The following is a 14,077-nucleotide window of genomic DNA, read 5'->3' on the forward strand; positions in this document are numbered from 1 at the left end:
CCGCCGTGCCCCGTACGCCGGAGGATCCCAGCGGTCTCGCCCTGGCGCGCGTGGCGCACGCCCTCGAGGACACCGTCGGCCTGCCGGGCGGCACCGCGTGGGAGCCCAAGTGGGACGGCATGCGGCTGCTCGCGCTGGCCGACGGGCCGTGGACGCTGCTGCGGTCCCGGCACGGCGCCGACCTCACGGCGGCCTTCCCGGAGGTGGCGTCCGCGGTGGCGGACCAGGTCCCGCCCGGCACCGTCCTGGACGGCGAGCTCGTCGCCCGGCGCGCCGGCCGGGTCGACTTCGGTGCCCTGCAGCGCCGGGTCGCCGCGCCGGACCCCGCCGCGCTGACCGGTCTCGTGCCGGCCGCGTTCATCGCGTTCGACGTGATCCAGCGCGAGCGCGCCGACCTGCGGGTGCAGCCGTTCATCGAGCGGCGGATGGCCCTGGAGGAGCTCGCCGCCGGCTGGACCGACCCGCTCACGACGTCCGCGCTGACCGGGGACGTGGGCGTCGCCGCGCGGTGGTTCCGCGACCTCGCCGGGTCCGGGGTCGACGGGCTCGTCGCCAAGGGGCTCGACCAGGCCTACCGCCCCGGCACGCGCGACTGGCGCAAGGTCAAGCACGCCTCGGCGGTCGACCTCGTCGCCACGGCGGTCATGGGGCCGGCGACGCAGCCCGGCGCGCTGCTGCTGGCGCTGCCGGTCGGCCGCGAGCTGGTGCCGGTCGGCCGCTCCGGGTCCCTGAGCCTCACGGCGGCCCTCGCGCTCGGCCGCCAGATCACGCCGCTCGCGCCGCCCGGCGGTGCGGCGTCCGCCATCGCGACGCGGATCGCCCCGCTCGTGGTGGAGGTGTCCGCGGACGTGCCGTGGTCGGGCGGCGCGCTCGCCCGGCCGGCCCAGTTCCTGCGCGCCCGGCCTGAGCTGCACCCGGTCGAGGTGGATCCCGACCTTGCCCTGGCGGGCTGCGGCTGAGCCTCGCGGATCCCTGCATGCTTGCGTGATGACGTAGATACGCAATGATGGGTCGGTGATCCCCGCTCTCGCCGACCGCACCTACCGCCGCCTGCTCGTCGCCCAGGTCGTCTCCCTCGCCGGCACCGGCCTGGCGACGGTCGCGCTGGGACTGCTCGCGTACGACCTCGCCGGCGCGGGCGCGGGCCTCGTGCTGGGCACCGTGTTCGCGATCAAGATGGTCGCGTACGTGGCGGTCGCGCCGGTCGCCGCAGCCCTGGTCCACGCGGCGCCCCCGCGCCGGGTGCTGGTCGTCGCGGACCTCGTGCGGGTCGTCGTCGTCCTCGGGCTGCCGCTCGTGTCGTCGGTGTGGCAGGTCTACGTGCTGGTGCTCGTCATGCAGTCCGCCTCGGCCGTGCACACCCCCGCCTACCAGGCGGTGCTGCCGCGCGTGCTGCCCGACGAGCACCGCTACACCCAGGCGCTCTCCCTGTCCCGGCTCGCCGAGGACCTGGAGATGGTGCTGTCCCCGCTGCTCGCCGCGGCGCTGCTCCTGCTCGTGCCGAGCTCGGACCTGTTCGTCGGCACGGCGGCCGGGTTCGCCGTCTCGGCGCTGCTGGTGTCGCGTCTCCGGCTGGGCGCGGGCGTGGTCGAGGAGCAGGCGCAGCCGTTCGGCGTGCGCGTGCGGCGGGGCGTGGAGCTCATGGTGCGCACCCCCGCGCTGCGGGCCGTGCTCGCACTCAACCTCGCGGTGGCGGCCGGCGGCGCCTACGTGCTCGTGCAGTACGTGCTCATCGCCCGGGAGGCCTACCAGCGCGGCGACGGGACCGCGGCCGTCCTGATGGCCGCGCTCGGTGCCGGCTCGATCACCGTGGCCGTGCTGCTCCCGCGGGCGCTCGCGGCGCTGCCCGAGCGCGCCCTCATGCTCGGGGGCGCGGGCGTCGTCACCGTGGCCACCGCGGCGGTCGCGGCGGCGCTCACCGTGCCCGGCACGGGCGGGCTGGTGCTGGTCGCCGCGCTGTTCGCGCTCGTCGGGGCCGGGTGGGCGGCCGCGGAGACGCCGGTCGGCCGGATCATCGCCCGCTCGACGCCCGAGCGGGACCGGCCCGCGGTGTTCGCCGCGCAGTTCTCGCTGTCGCACGCGTGCTGGCTGGTCACCTACCCGCTCGCCGGCTGGCTCGGCGGCCTCGGCCTCGGGTCCGCGGCGCTGGTCCTCGCGGCCGTGTCCGCCGCGGCGTCGCTTGCCACCGCCCTGCTCTGGCCGCGGCACGCCCGGACCCGGCTGGTGGCCGACGTGGCAGGCTGAGCGCGTGACAGCCGAGCCCTCCGAGGCGCCCGCGCCGGCCGACGCCCAGCCGGCCGACCCCCGCCTCGACACCGCCGTCGACGTGCTGCGCCTGCTCGCCGACCGCACCCGCCTGGCCATCCTGGACCTGCTCCACGAGCGCGAGCTCTCCGTCGGGGCGATCGCGGACCTGCTCGGCCGGCCCGTCCCCGCCGTCTCGCAGCACCTCGCGAAGCTCCGCTCCGGCCGGCTCGTGCACACCCGCCGCGACGGGGTCACCGTGTACTACCGGCACGCCAACGAGCACGTGGACGCCCTGGTCCGCAACGTGCTGCACCAGGCGGAGCACCTCACCGACGACCACCCGCCGCACCACCGCTGACGGACCACCGCCGACGCACCGCTGAGGCGCCCGGCGCGTCCGCGCACCGCGGCCACGGTGACACCGACGGGTCGGGTGTGCCAGGGTGTCGGTCCGCGGGAGTCCACCTTCCCGCGCGCTGTGGCAGGGGGAAGGGGTGGGCCGTGCTGACTCAGGCGTCGGCGGTGCTGTGGGTCGCGGCGGTGGTCGTCGCGAGCGCGGTGGTCGTCATGCTGCGGGCGGACCGCGTGCTGTCGGACCGCGGGGTCTCCGCGGTCGGGGCGGCGCGCGCTCGCGCCCGGCTGGTCGGGGCGCTGGTCGTCGCGGGCGCTGCGGCGCTCGGGACGCTGGGCGCGGTGGTGTGGGTCGCGGTGCGCTGACCGCTACGCGCCGGTGCCGGCGGCGGCGCCCGTGCCGCGCAGGATCGACGCCATCTTCTTGCCGCGCGCGACCTCGTCCACCAGCTTGTCCATGTACCGGATCTTCTGCATGAGCGGGTCGTCGATCTCCTCGACGCGGATGCCGCAGATGACCCCGGTGATGAGGGACGCGTTCGGGTTCAGCCCCGGCGCCTGCTCGAAGAACGCCTCCATGCTGACCTCGTCCGCGACGGCCTCCGCGAGCCCGGCGTCGTCGTAGCCCGTGAGCCACGTGATGACCTGGTCGACGTCGTCCTTGCTGCGGCCCTTGCGCTCGACCTTCGCCACGTAGAGCGGGTAGATGCTGGCGAAGCTCATGGAGAAGATCCGGTGTCCGGCCATGTCCCGTCCTCCACGTCGTGTCGTCCAGGCGACGGTACCGTCTGGTCTCGTCCGACGTGCCGTCGGCGCACCCCGGATCCTGGAGCCCCGTCGTGCCTCTCGAACGTCCCGCCGCCCGAGCCGGTGCCGCGGCCGCGCTCGCGCTGACCGCCGTCCTCGCCGCCGGGGGCCCCGCGTCGGCGGAGCCCCCGCAGGACCTCGCCGGAGAGGTGACCGACACCGCGGGCGTCCTGCGGGACCCGGCCGCCGTGCAGGCGGCGCTGGACGAGCTGGCCGACACGACCGACCTGCAGCTGTTCGTCACGTACATCGACTCGTTCGACGGTGCCGACCCGGAGACCTGGGCGGCCGAGACGGCGGAGCTGTCCCGCCTGGGCGTGGACGACCTGCTGCTGGTGGTCGCCGTCGAGGACCGCACCTACCAGGTGTCGGTGGACCCGGACCTGCCGCTGAGCGACGCCGAGCTGCGGGACGTGGAGGCCGACCGCATCGAGCCGCGCCTCGGCGACGACGACTGGGACGGTGCGGCCGTCGCCGCGGCGCAGGGCTACGCCGACGCGGTCCGGCCCAGCGCGTGGCCGCGGGTCCTCGGGATCGCCGCGCTCGTCGCGCTCCTCGCCGCCGCGGTGGTCGCCGTGGTCGTCGTCGTCCGGCGGCGCCGCAGGGCCCGGGCGGAGCTCGACGCGCTGGAGGACGCCGCGTCCGCCGCCCTGGTGCGCACCGACGACGCGCTCGCCGTCTGGGCCCGTGAGCTGGACTACGCCGCCGCGGAGCTCGGCGACGAGCAGCTCGGGCCGTTCCGCGCCGCCCTCCCGGCCGCCCGCGACCGGCTGACCCCGGCGTTCGCCGCCCGCGCGGCGGCCGACGACCTCGAGGACGACGGCGCGCGCCGGTCCGCGCTCACCGGCGTGGTCGCCACCTGCGAGTCGATCCAGGCGACGCTCACCGAGCAGGGGGCGGCGCTCGCGGGGCTGCGCGACCTGCACGCGCGGGCGCCGCAGCACCTGGCCGAGCTCGCCACCCGCGCGGAGCACGTCGCCGCCGGTGCCCGCGCCGCCGCCGACCACGTGGCGCTCCTGCGCACCCGGTGGGCGCCCTCGGCGACGGCCGCGGTCGCCGAGCACCCCCAGCAGGCAGCGGCCGCGGCCGCCCAGGCGACCGAGGTCGTCGCCGCCGGCCAGGCGCGGCTCGACACCGACCGGGCCGCGGCGGTCGCGGCGGTGGGGGAGGCCGACGCGCTGCTGGACCGCGGGGACGCTCTGATCGCGCAGGTGCGCGGCGTCGCGGCCGAGCTGGACGCGGCACCGGCGCGCGTCGAGCGGGCCGCCGCATCCCTCACGGGCGACCTCGCCGACGCGGACCGGCTGGGCGCGGCCGACCCGGGCGTGGCCGCCGCCGCGACGCGCGCGCGGGAGGTGCTCGCGGCGGCCCGGCCGTCGCTGACCGGCGGCGACCCGCTAGCGGCGCTCGTCGCGCTCGCCCAGGCCGAGGCGGCGCTCGACGCCGCCCTCGCCCCGCACCGGGAGCAGGAGCAGCGCGTGCTCCGCGCCCGGCAGCGCCTCGCCGAGCAGCTGCCGCGCCTCCAGCGCGAGCTCGAGACGGCGGAGAACATCGTCCGCGCCAACCGCGGGGTCGTCGGCGCCACGGCACGCCAGCGCCTGGCGGAGGCGCACGCGCACGCGCAGACGGCCGGGACGCAGACCGACCCGCTCGCGGGCGCGGCGGCTGTGGACCTCGCTCTCGCGGCGGTCGACGCCGCACGCCGCCACGCCCGGAACGACATCACCGCCGCGGCCCGGGCTGCGGAGCGGGCGCAGGCACCCTCGTCCGGCGGCTGGGGCGGCGGGCTGTTCTCGGGCGGCGGCTCGTCCTGGGGAGCGTCGTCGTCCTCGTCGTCCCGGTCCCGGTCGCGCTCGTCGAGCAGCCGCCGCTCCAGCAGCACCCGGTCCAGCACGCGGTCCGGCAGCTCGCGGTCCCGCGGGTCCTCCAGCCGGGGGCGGCGCGGCGGCGGCGGCCGGTTCTGACCGGCTGAGCCGCCGACGACCTCAGCCTCAGTCGACCTCGAGCCCGACCGCCCGCGAGCACCGCTCGAGCTCGTCGGCGGACAGCACCAGGTCGGCCGCCGCGGCGGAGTCCGTGATGGACGCCGCCCGCCGCGCCCCGGGGATCGCGATCAGCCTGTCGCTCAGCGACAGCTCCCACGCCAGCACGACCTGCTGGGGGCTGACGCCGTGCCGCTCGCCGACCTCGCGGAACACGGAGAACCGGTCCCCGACCTGACGGGCCCCGCCGCCGGTCCCGCCGAGCGGGCTCCACGGCAGGAACGCGATGCCGTGCTCGTCGCAGTACCGCAGCTCGTCGTAGCTGCCGGGGTGCCGCGGCGAGAACTGGTTCTGCACGCTGACCAGACCGCCATCGCCGAGCACCTGCTGCGCGATCTCGATCTCCTCCACGCTCGCGTTCGAGATGCCGATCTCGCGGATCTTGCCCTCGCGCTTGAGCGTGGCGAGGTTCTCCATCACGTCGCCGTAGACCATCCAGCGGTCGGGGCGGTGGTACTGGTACAGGTCGATCGCCTCGACCTCGAGCGCCCGCAGCGACTTCTCCACGGCGCCGCGCAGGTACTCCAGCGACCCGTCGCGGCCCCAGGCTTCGCCCTCCGCGCGGGTGATGCCGCCCTTCGTGGTGATGACGAGCTGCGACGCGTCGCCGCCCCAGGTGCGGACCGCCTCGGCGACCAGCCGCTCGTTGTGACCCATCTGGTCCCACGTCGGCGCGTAGATGTCGGCGGTGTCGATGAGCGTCACGCCGGCGTCCAGCGCCGCCTGGATCATCGCGACCGCGTCGGCGGGCTCCGGGTAGACCTCGTCCTGGTTCATCGACACCGGCATGGCGCCGAGGCCGATCGCCGAGACGGTGTACGGGCCGAGCCTGCGCTGCTGCACGGGGACCTCCGGGGTGGGTCGGGTCGCCGCCGGGTGCGACGACGCGGGTCCCAGCATCGCGCGCCCGCGGCGGCCCGGCACCCGCGCGGTCGCCATCAGCGCGCGAGGTCGCGGTGGCGGAACCCCCGGAACCCGACGGCCACGAGCGCGACGGTGACCAGCGTGATCCACCCGACCCCGGTCCAGTCCGGGTCCGCCGCGGCGACCTCGGGCACGTGCCAGAACGGGCTGATCCCGAGCACCCAGTCGTCGAGCCCGAACGTCGGCCCGAGCAGGGTCAGCACGAACGAGACCAGCACCCCGCCCCAGGCCGCGAGGGCAGCCGCCGGGCGCGCGCCGACCACGGCGACCGACAGGGCGACGACGGTCCACGCGGCGGGCACCGTCGCGAGGGCCTGGACGAACGCGTCGCCGAACGAGACGCCGATGTCGGCACCGGCGGCCATCGCGGACAGGAGCGTGCCGGCGACGACGACGAACAGGGCCGAGGCGGCCAGCGCGAGCGCGACGTGGCTTGCGTAGTAGCGGGCGCGCGCGACGGCGCCGGCCAGCACCGGCTCGACCCGGTCCTCCAGCTCCTCCGCGCGGACCCGGAGCAGCACCTGCACCCCCGGGACGGCGGCGAGGATGCCGATCAGGGCGAGGATGGTCCGCACGAACGCACCGGTGAGCTCGTCGGGGGTCGTGGCGCCGGCGGCGAGGATCTGCTGGACGGACGCGTCACCGCCGAGGATGTCGGTGACCGAGGTGGCGAAGGAGCCGAACACCACGCCGAGGCCCAGGAACGCGACCGTCCAGGTGACGAGCGGCCCGCGGTTCAGCCGGACGGCCAGGCCCCACGTCGTCCGGGTGGTGCCGCGCGCGGGCCCGGGGCGCGGCGCGACCGAGCCCTGGCCGAAGTCGCGCCGGCCCTGCAGGACGAAGGCCACGGCGACGAGGAGCACGGTCAGCGCGACGGCCGGCAGCAGTGGCGCCCAGCGGTCGCCGTTCGCGGGGCGGGTCTGGAGCGTCCAGCCCAGCGGGTTCGCCCAGAGGGTCCAGGCCGGGGCGCTGAGCGACGCGCAGAACCCGCGCAGCAGGAACAGCACGCCGAGGGTGCCGACGGCGAGCGAGCTCGCGGTGCGGGCGTCGGACCCGATCTGGGCGGTGACGGCGGCGACGCCCGTGAACATCCAGCCGCTGGCCGTGAAGGTCGCGCCCAGCAGCATCGACGACCCCCAGTCCCCGCCGCACAGGGCCGTGACCACGCCGGCGACCACCCCGGCCGCGAGGGAGCCGATCAGCGCGAGCGCCACGCCGGACACCAGGCGCGTGGCGCGGCCCAGCACCTCCGAGGCGAGCAGCTCGGCCTGGCCGGAGTCCTCCTGGGCGCGCGTCGCCCGGGTCACCGCGAGGACAGCCCCGAGAGCGACGAGGAACCCGCCGAGCGCGAGGCTGCGCCAGGCGTTGAACCCGTCGACGGTGCTCAGGTCGTACGCGGGCCCGAAGATCAGCCCGAGCGCGGGGTTCGCCCCGATCGCGCCGGACAGCGCCTGCCGGCCGGCCTGGTCCGGGAAGACCAGCGGGTAGACGAGGACGGACGACGCCGACAGCCCGGTCGCGATGAGGACCCAGGGCGCGAACCCCCGCCCGTCGTGGTGCAGCGAGGCCCGCAGCAGCGGCCGGGTCCCGGTCAGGGACGCCGCGAGCGCGCTCATCGCGCCACCCCCGCCGCGTCCGCGCCCGCTGCCCCGGCCTCGGCCGGCGCGCCGCCGTACAGGCGCAGGAACAGGCTCTCCAGCGAGGGCGGGGCGACGGTCAGGGACGTGAACCCGCTGGGGGAGAGGGCGTCGACCGCCTCGCCGATCCGCGCGGCCTCGACGCTGCCCGAGAACGTGCCGCCGTCGAGGCGCACGTCGCTGAACAGGGCCAGGTCGGCGGGGGAGGGGACCCGCGCCAGCGTGGCGTGCACGGTGGTCCGGGTCTGCCCGCGCAGGTCGGCCAGGGTCCCGGACCGGACGATCCGGCCGTCGCGGATGATGCTGAGCCGGTCGGCGAGGCTCTCCACCTCCGCCAGGATGTGGCTGGACAGCAGCACCGTGGCCCCGCGGTCGCGCGCCTCGACGACGACCTCCTGGAACACCCGTTCCATGAGCGGGTCCAGCCCGGAGGTCGGCTCGTCGAGCACGAGCAGCTCCGCGTCCGAGGCGAGGGCGGCGACGATGGCGACCTTCTGCCGGTTGCCCTTGGAGTACTGCCGGCCGCGCTTGGTCGGGTCCAGCTCGAACCGGTCGACCAGCTCCGCGCGCCGCCGCTCGTCCAGGCCGCCGCGGAGCTGCCCGAGCAGGTCGATCGCCTCGCCGCCGGTCATCCCCGGCCACAGCGAGACGTCGCCGGGCACGTACGCCAGGCGGCGGTGCAGCGCGACCACGTCGGTCCACGGGTCGCCGCCGAGCAGGCGCACCGTGCCGCCGTCCGCCCGCAGCAGGCCCAGCAGCACGCGGATGGTCGTCGACTTCCCGGCGCCGTTCGGGCCGAGGAACCCGTGCACCTGCCCGCGCTCGACCTGCAGGTCGACGCCCTGGAGCGCCCGGAACCGTCCGTAGGACTTGGTCAGCCCGCGGACCTCGATCACGGCGTCGGAGCTGCTCATGGGGAGTCTTCTCTCGTGCGGTGGGCCCGGCGGCCCGGCTGCCTCCAGTGAACTCCACAGGTGGGGAACTCCACAAGTGTGGAATAGTGGGCGGCATGGCGGCGACCACGGGACCGCGGCGGCCGACGGGCCGGCGTGCGGGCGACAGCGGCACGCGCGACGCGATCCTGGACGCCGCGCTGCGGCTGTTCGCGGAGCACGGCTACGACGGTGCGTCGATCCGCGCGATCGCCTCGGCGGCCGGCGTGGACCCCGGCCTCGTCCGGCACTTCTTCGGCGACAAGGACGCGCTGTTCGCGTCCGTGCTGGCGGACCGCACGACCATCCCCGCGCGGGTCGCCGCCGCCATGGCCGACGACTCGTCGACCGCGGGGCGCGCGGCCACCGACACGTACCTGAGGATGTGGGAGGAGCCGGGCACCCGGCCGATCCTGCTCGCGCTCGTCCGGTCCGCCACCACGTCGGCCCGCGCGGCGGCGATGTTGCGCGAGATCATCCTGACCCGGGTGCAGGGCGAGCCCGGGATGGACGACGAGCGCATCGGCCGCGTCGGGCTCGCCGCCTCCCAGCTGCTCGGCGTGGCCGTCGCCCGGCACGTCATCGAGCTGCCGCCGGTCGTCCGGCTGTCGCACGAGGAGCTGGTGGACCAGGTCGCCCCGACGATCCAGCGCTACCTCGACGGCACCCACCGGTAGGCGGGCCGCTACGCGGGGGCCGCCTCCTGCTCGCGGGGCGGCCGGGCGAGCAGCTCGAGCACGACGACCAGCACGCCGGCGACGAGGGCCGTCCCGATCACCAGCCCCGGCGTGGGGTTGCCGGCGAGCAGCAGCGTCACCGCGGCGAGCGCGATGATCACCGTGCGGACGAAGCCGCGGTGCTGCCCGAGCCACGTGCCGACCGGCCCGGACGTCACGCCGCGGCGCTCGCCCGCGGTGCGCGCACGCGCGAACCCGCGGGACGCCCCGGCCCGCAGGCTCCGAGCCGACGCGCTGCCGCCGCCGAGGTAGGCCGCCAGGGCCACCACGAGCCCCAGGACGCCCACCGTGCGCAGCGTGGTCCGCAGGAACGCGACGGTCTGGTCGAACACGACCTCGGCGGCGTCGAGCCGGGTCACCGTGCCGCTCAGCGCGTCGAGGTACAGGCCGCGGGCGATGGTCAGGCCGATGCCGAGCACGACCATCGCACCCGCCAGGGCGAGGCCGGCGACCATGAGCGCCCGGAGCCGGTGCGTCGCGACCAGCACCCCGGCGGCGAGCAGCCCGAGGGCGACCCACGGCAGCCAGGTGGCGAGCGCGACGACCTGCCCGTACCGGTTCTGCAGCTGCACCAGCTGGGAGGACTCCATGATCGGGAACGTCGCGTCCACCGTCGGGATGCTGGCCGCGATGCCCAGCCCGCGGTCGACCAGCCGCTCCTTCAGCAGCTCGACCATCCCCGACAGCTGGATGGTCAGCTGCCCGTCCTGCGCGACCTGCAGCAGGTCGCCGTCCTCGCCCTCCATGACGGCGACGAGCTCGGTGTGCGCGATCCGGTTGGCCTGCTCCCAGGTCTGCGCGAACGCGTCGCTCTCCACGACGCGGTCGGCGACACCGCGCACGAACGACCGCACGCCGCCGGTCAGCGGGGCCTCCAGCGCGCTGAGCGCGGCGGTGGCGCGCGGCGGCACGTCCTGCGCCTCCAGGGCCCCCACCACCTCGTCGAGCAGCGCGCCCACGTCGATCTCGGCCATCACCGCGTCGGTCAGCCGGCCCGCGACCGCGGACTGCACGACCGGGTCGCTCGCGAGCGGCCCGACGATGGCGACGTACCGGTCGGTGTCGGTGAGCGCCCGCTGGGCCCACGCGGCCACGGCGCCGAGCGGCGCGAGCAGCGTCCCCAGCGCGATGAGCAGGACCGCGGCGATCGCCCGCGCCCGGTGGCGCGGGGGGCCCACGGCCGCCGGGACCGCTCCGCCCCCGGAGGCGCCGTCGAGCCGCTGGCGCAGCTCGGCGTTCTCCCGCTCCAGCGCGGCGAGGCGCGCGGCGACCCCGGACGGGTCCCCGTCCGTCCCGGTGCTCTGCGTGCCGGTCGCTGTGTTCATGACGACTCCGCCCCGTGATGTCGACGCTACTGCTGTGCCATGGCGACCCGGAGGCGCTCCTCGGGGCTGATGACGTGGTCGTCGTCGTGGGTGCCGACGTCGAGCTGCACCCACGCGATGCGCCCCGTGAACCGGCTGGTCCGCGCGGTGTACGCCGACGACACGGAGGTCCCGGACTCGTAGCCGATGTCCGTGGTCTCGTCGGCCGAGAAGACGAACGGCTGGGTGGCGCCGACGCGCCCCCGGCCGACCTCCGAGCCGTCGTGGAACAGCGTCACCTCGCCGCCCTTGCCGAGCCCGCCCCCGTCGTACGCGAACTCGGCCCGGAGCTGGTGCGTCCCCGCCGGGACGGGGGCGTCGGCGACGACGGCGAACTCCTGGATGCCGAGCACGTTGTAGGTGAACGTCAGCCGGCCGGCGACGACGTGCACCGCCCACCCCCCGAACCGCCCGCCCTGGGCGATCAGCACGCCCTCGGCGCCCCCGGGGCGCACGTCGACCTCGGCGGTGACGGAGAACGACCGGTTCTTGATGCTGACCACGCTGTTCTCCGACAGGCGGCCCATGCCGGCGAAGAACAGCTGGGAGTCCCCGCGCAGGAGCGTCGGGCGCCCGGCCAGCGCGGGGACGAAGCGCTCGGCGGTGCGGTCGTCCAGCGGCAGCACGCCGTACTTCGTGGCCTCGATCAGCCAGAGGCGCTGCAGCTTCGCGAGCACGTCCGGGTGCTCCGCGGCGAGGTCGCGGGCCTGGCTGAAGTCGGACCGGCCGTCGTACAGCTCCCAGAGGTCGTCGTCGAACGCCGGGAGGGCGGTCCCCGTCATGTCCCACGGCGTGCGGTGCTTGGTGACCGCGCTCCACCCGCGGTGGTAGACGCCGCGGTTCGCGAACATCTCGAAGTACTGCAGGTCGTGCCGCTCGGGCGCCTCGCCGTCGAGGAACGCGTAGAGCATGGACGTGCCCTCCATGGGCGACTGCAGGACGCCGTTCACCGACACCGGCTCCGGCAGCCCGGCGGCCTCCAGGATCGTGGGGGCGACGTCGATGACGTGCGTGAACTGCGAGCGCACCGTGCCCGTGTCCCCGATGCCGGCCGGCCAGTGCACGATCGTGCCGTTGCGGGTGCCGCCCCAGTGGGACGCGACCTGCTTGGTCCACTGGAACGGGGTGTCCATCGCCCAGGCCCAGCCGACCGCGTAGTGGTTGTACGAGCTCGGCGACCCGAACTCGTCCATCTTGCTGCGCAGGAACTCCGGCGTCTCGAGCGCCGCCATGCCGTTGAAGTTCGCCATCTCGTTGAAGGCGCCGTTCACCGTGCCCTCGGCGGAGGCCCCGTTGTCGCCGATGATGTAGTAGATGACCGTGTCGTCCAGGACGCCGAGGTCGTCGAGGGTGTCGATCAGCCGGCCGACCTGCACGTCGGTGTGCTCGAGGAACCCGGCGTAGGTCTCCATCTGGCGGGCGAGCACCGGCTTGAGCTCGTCGGGCATGGCGTCCCAGGCGGGGATCTCGTCGTGCCGCGGGGTCAGCTCCGCGTCCGCGGGGACCACCCCGAGCTCCTTCTGCCGCGCGAACGTCTGCTCGCGTTGCACGTCCCAGCCCGCGTCGAACCGGCCGCGGTACCGCTCGATCCACTCCGGCGCGACGTGGTGCGGCGCGTGCGTCGCCCCGGGCGCCAGGTACAGGAAGAACGGCTTGTCCGGCACGAGCGCCCGCTGCTGGCGCACCCAGGCGCACGCGTGGTCGAGCAGGTCCTCGGTCAGGTGGTAGCCCTCCTCCGCGGTGGCGGGCGCCTCGACCGGGGTCGTGCCGTCGTACAGCGCCGGGTCCCACTGGTTGTTCTCGCCGCCGATGAAGCCGTAGAACGTCTCGAACCCACCGCCGCCGGTCGGCCACGCGTCGAAGGGGCCCATCGGCGACGTCTGCCAGACGGGCACCTCGTGGCACTTGCCGAACTGCGCGGTCGAGTACCCGTTGAGCTTGAGGGTGAGGGCCAGCGGGGCCTTGGTGTTCGGGCGCAGGGAGCTGTTGCCGGGCGCCGAGGTCGCGGTCTCGGTGATGCTCCCCATGCCGACCGAGTGGTGGTTGCGACCGGTGAGCAGCGCCTGCCGCGTCGGGGCGCACAGCGCGGTGGTGTGGAACCGGTTGAACCGCAGCCCGCCGGCGGCGAGGCGCTCGGCGGTCGGCGTCGAGCACGGGCCGCCGAACGCGCTCGACGCCCCGAAGCCGACGTCGTCCAGCAGCATCACCAGCACGTGCGGCGCGCCGGGCGGGGGGAGCAGCGGCTCGATCGGCGGGTACGAGGTGTCCGGGTCCTTCGCGTCGTACGTCGTCAGGCCCGGTGCGGGGCGGTCCGGGATCGGCAGCGTGGTGCGGGCGTACAGGCCGGGACGCACGGGGACCTCCGCGGGGCAGGGCGGGGCGAGCAAGTCCCTTCGACGCTAGGCAGCGGGCCCGGCCCGGGCATCACCCGGACCGAGTGAGGCCCGGCGCGCGCCCGCCGGCGCTCAGGCGTCCGCCGCGCAGCGGAAGCCGACGTTCCCCGCCGTCGAGTCGGGGGTGCTCGCGCTGCGGGCGTCGACGCGGTACCGGGAGCAGTACGACGCGTGGCACAGGTAGGAGCCGCCGCGCATGACGCGCTGCAGCCCCAGCGCCGGCCCGCGCGGGTCGAGCGCGACCGGTCCGGAGGTCGCGTACGTCCGCCAGGAGAACCAGTCGGCGCACCACTCCCACACGTTCCCCGTCATGTTGTGCAGGCCGAGCGCGTTCGGCGGGTAGGCGTCCGCCGGGGCCGTGCCGACGTAGCCGTCCTCGGCGGTGTTCCGGCCCGGGAACTCGCCCTGCCACACGTTCATCCGGTGCTCGCCGCCCGGCTCCCGCTCCGCCCCCCACGGGTAGTGCGCGCCGGCCAGGCCGCCGCGGGCGGCGTACTCCCACTCCGCCTCGGTCGGCAGCCGGCCACCGGTCCAGCGGGCGAACGCCGCCGCGTCCGCCCAGCTCACGTGGACGACGGGGTGGTCCGCGCGGTCGCGCACGTCCGACCCGGGCCCCTCGGGGTGCGCCCAGTCGGCGCCCTCC

At 75.9% G+C, this 14,077-nt stretch carries 13 protein-coding genes; 6 read left to right on the top strand and 7 right to left on the bottom strand.

Annotated features, from left to right (window positions below):
- Positions 1-5 precede the first annotated feature (5 nt).
- The 4 genes from QNH85_RS15770 to QNH85_RS15785 all read left to right on the top strand — a co-directional run bounded on the left by QNH85_RS15770 (position 6) and on the right by QNH85_RS15785 (position 2,964).
- Positions 6-959 (top strand): ATP-dependent DNA ligase, encoded by a 954-nt coding sequence (locus QNH85_RS15770; protein WP_282947920.1) that lies wholly within the window; start codon positions 6-8, stop codon positions 957-959.
- A gap of 55 nt (positions 960-1,014) precedes the next feature.
- Complete coding sequence (locus QNH85_RS15775) at positions 1,015-2,244, top strand: MFS transporter (RefSeq protein ID WP_282947922.1); 1,230 nt, start codon at positions 1,015-1,017, stop codon at positions 2,242-2,244.
- 4 nt (positions 2,245-2,248) lie between these two features.
- Positions 2,249-2,605, top strand: coding sequence for an ArsR/SmtB family transcription factor (locus QNH85_RS15780; protein ID WP_282947923.1), 357 nt, complete (start codon positions 2,249-2,251; stop codon positions 2,603-2,605).
- Between the two features lie 143 nt (positions 2,606-2,748).
- On the top strand, positions 2,749-2,964 hold the full coding sequence (locus QNH85_RS15785) for a hypothetical protein (RefSeq protein ID WP_282947925.1): 216 nt from the start codon (positions 2,749-2,751) through the stop codon (positions 2,962-2,964).
- 3 nt (positions 2,965-2,967) lie between these two features.
- On the opposite strand, the gene QNH85_RS15790 is transcribed toward QNH85_RS15785, so the two are convergent.
- The gene (locus QNH85_RS15790; RefSeq protein WP_282947926.1) at positions 2,968-3,345 is read right to left on the bottom strand and encodes a DUF2200 domain-containing protein; all 378 of its coding nucleotides are present in this window, start codon (positions 3,343-3,345) and stop codon (positions 2,968-2,970) included.
- A gap of 92 nt (positions 3,346-3,437) precedes the next feature.
- On the opposite strand from QNH85_RS15790, the gene QNH85_RS15795 reads away from it, so the two are divergent.
- Entirely contained in the window at positions 3,438-5,369 is a 1,932-nt protein-coding gene (locus tag QNH85_RS15795; protein WP_282947927.1) for a TPM domain-containing protein, read from the top strand.
- Between the two features lie 27 nt (positions 5,370-5,396).
- Here QNH85_RS15795 and QNH85_RS15800 read toward each other — a convergent pair whose 3' ends face one another.
- The 3 genes from QNH85_RS15800 to QNH85_RS15810 all read right to left on the bottom strand — a co-directional run bounded on the left by QNH85_RS15800 (position 5,397) and on the right by QNH85_RS15810 (position 8,922).
- Entirely contained in the window at positions 5,397-6,290 is an 894-nt protein-coding gene (locus tag QNH85_RS15800; protein WP_282947928.1) for an aldo/keto reductase, read from the bottom strand.
- Between the two features lie 95 nt (positions 6,291-6,385).
- Positions 6,386-7,987, bottom strand: coding sequence for an ABC transporter permease (locus QNH85_RS15805; protein WP_282947930.1), 1,602 nt, complete (start codon positions 7,985-7,987; stop codon positions 6,386-6,388).
- On the bottom strand, positions 7,984-8,922 hold the full coding sequence (locus QNH85_RS15810) for an ABC transporter ATP-binding protein (RefSeq protein ID WP_282947932.1): 939 nt from the start codon (positions 8,920-8,922) through the stop codon (positions 7,984-7,986). Before QNH85_RS15810 ends, QNH85_RS15805 begins: the two co-directional genes overlap by 4 nt.
- 95 nt (positions 8,923-9,017) lie before the next feature.
- Between QNH85_RS15810 and QNH85_RS15815 the strand changes: the two genes are divergently transcribed.
- Positions 9,018-9,617: a TetR/AcrR family transcriptional regulator gene (locus tag QNH85_RS15815; RefSeq protein ID WP_282947934.1), complete on the top strand. Its 600-nt coding sequence runs from the start codon at positions 9,018-9,020 to the stop codon at positions 9,615-9,617.
- An 8-nt stretch (positions 9,618-9,625) separates the two neighbouring features.
- Here the strand turns inward: QNH85_RS15815 and QNH85_RS15820 are convergent, their stop codons facing one another.
- From QNH85_RS15820 to QNH85_RS15830, 3 genes are all read right to left on the bottom strand, one after another.
- On the bottom strand, positions 9,626-11,002 hold the full coding sequence (locus tag QNH85_RS15820; RefSeq protein WP_282947936.1) for a hypothetical protein: 1,377 nt from the start codon (positions 11,000-11,002) through the stop codon (positions 9,626-9,628).
- A gap of 26 nt (positions 11,003-11,028) precedes the next feature.
- Positions 11,029-13,395 carry an arylsulfatase gene (locus tag QNH85_RS15825; RefSeq protein WP_282947938.1) on the bottom strand — a complete coding sequence of 789 codons (2,367 nt, stop codon included), beginning with the start codon at positions 13,393-13,395 and terminating at the stop codon, positions 11,029-11,031.
- A 111-nt stretch (positions 13,396-13,506) separates the two neighbouring features.
- Positions 13,507-14,077 (bottom strand): SUMF1/EgtB/PvdO family nonheme iron enzyme (locus QNH85_RS15830; RefSeq protein WP_282947940.1); only part of this gene is annotated, 571 nt, incomplete at its 5' end.

The organism is Cellulomonas endometrii (assembly GCF_949769265.1).
Lineage (GTDB): Bacteria > Actinomycetota > Actinomycetes > Actinomycetales > Cellulomonadaceae > Cellulomonas > Cellulomonas endometrii.

Coding starts and splice junctions, on each gene's coding strand:
- QNH85_RS15790 (WP_282947926.1), bottom strand. CDS start 3,345: ATGGCCGGACACCGGATCTTCTCCATGAGCTTCGCCAGCATCTACCCG.
- QNH85_RS15805 (WP_282947930.1), bottom strand. CDS start 7,987: ATGAGCGCGCTCGCGGCGTCCCTGACCGGGACCCGGCCGCTGCTGCGG.
- QNH85_RS15810 (WP_282947932.1), bottom strand. CDS start 8,922: ATGAGCAGCTCCGACGCCGTGATCGAGGTCCGCGGGCTGACCAAGTCC.
- QNH85_RS15815 (WP_282947934.1), top strand. CDS start 9,018: ATGGCGGCGACCACGGGACCGCGGCGGCCGACGGGCCGGCGTGCGGGC.
- QNH85_RS15820 (WP_282947936.1), bottom strand. CDS start 11,002: ATGAACACAGCGACCGGCACGCAGAGCACCGGGACGGACGGGGACCCG.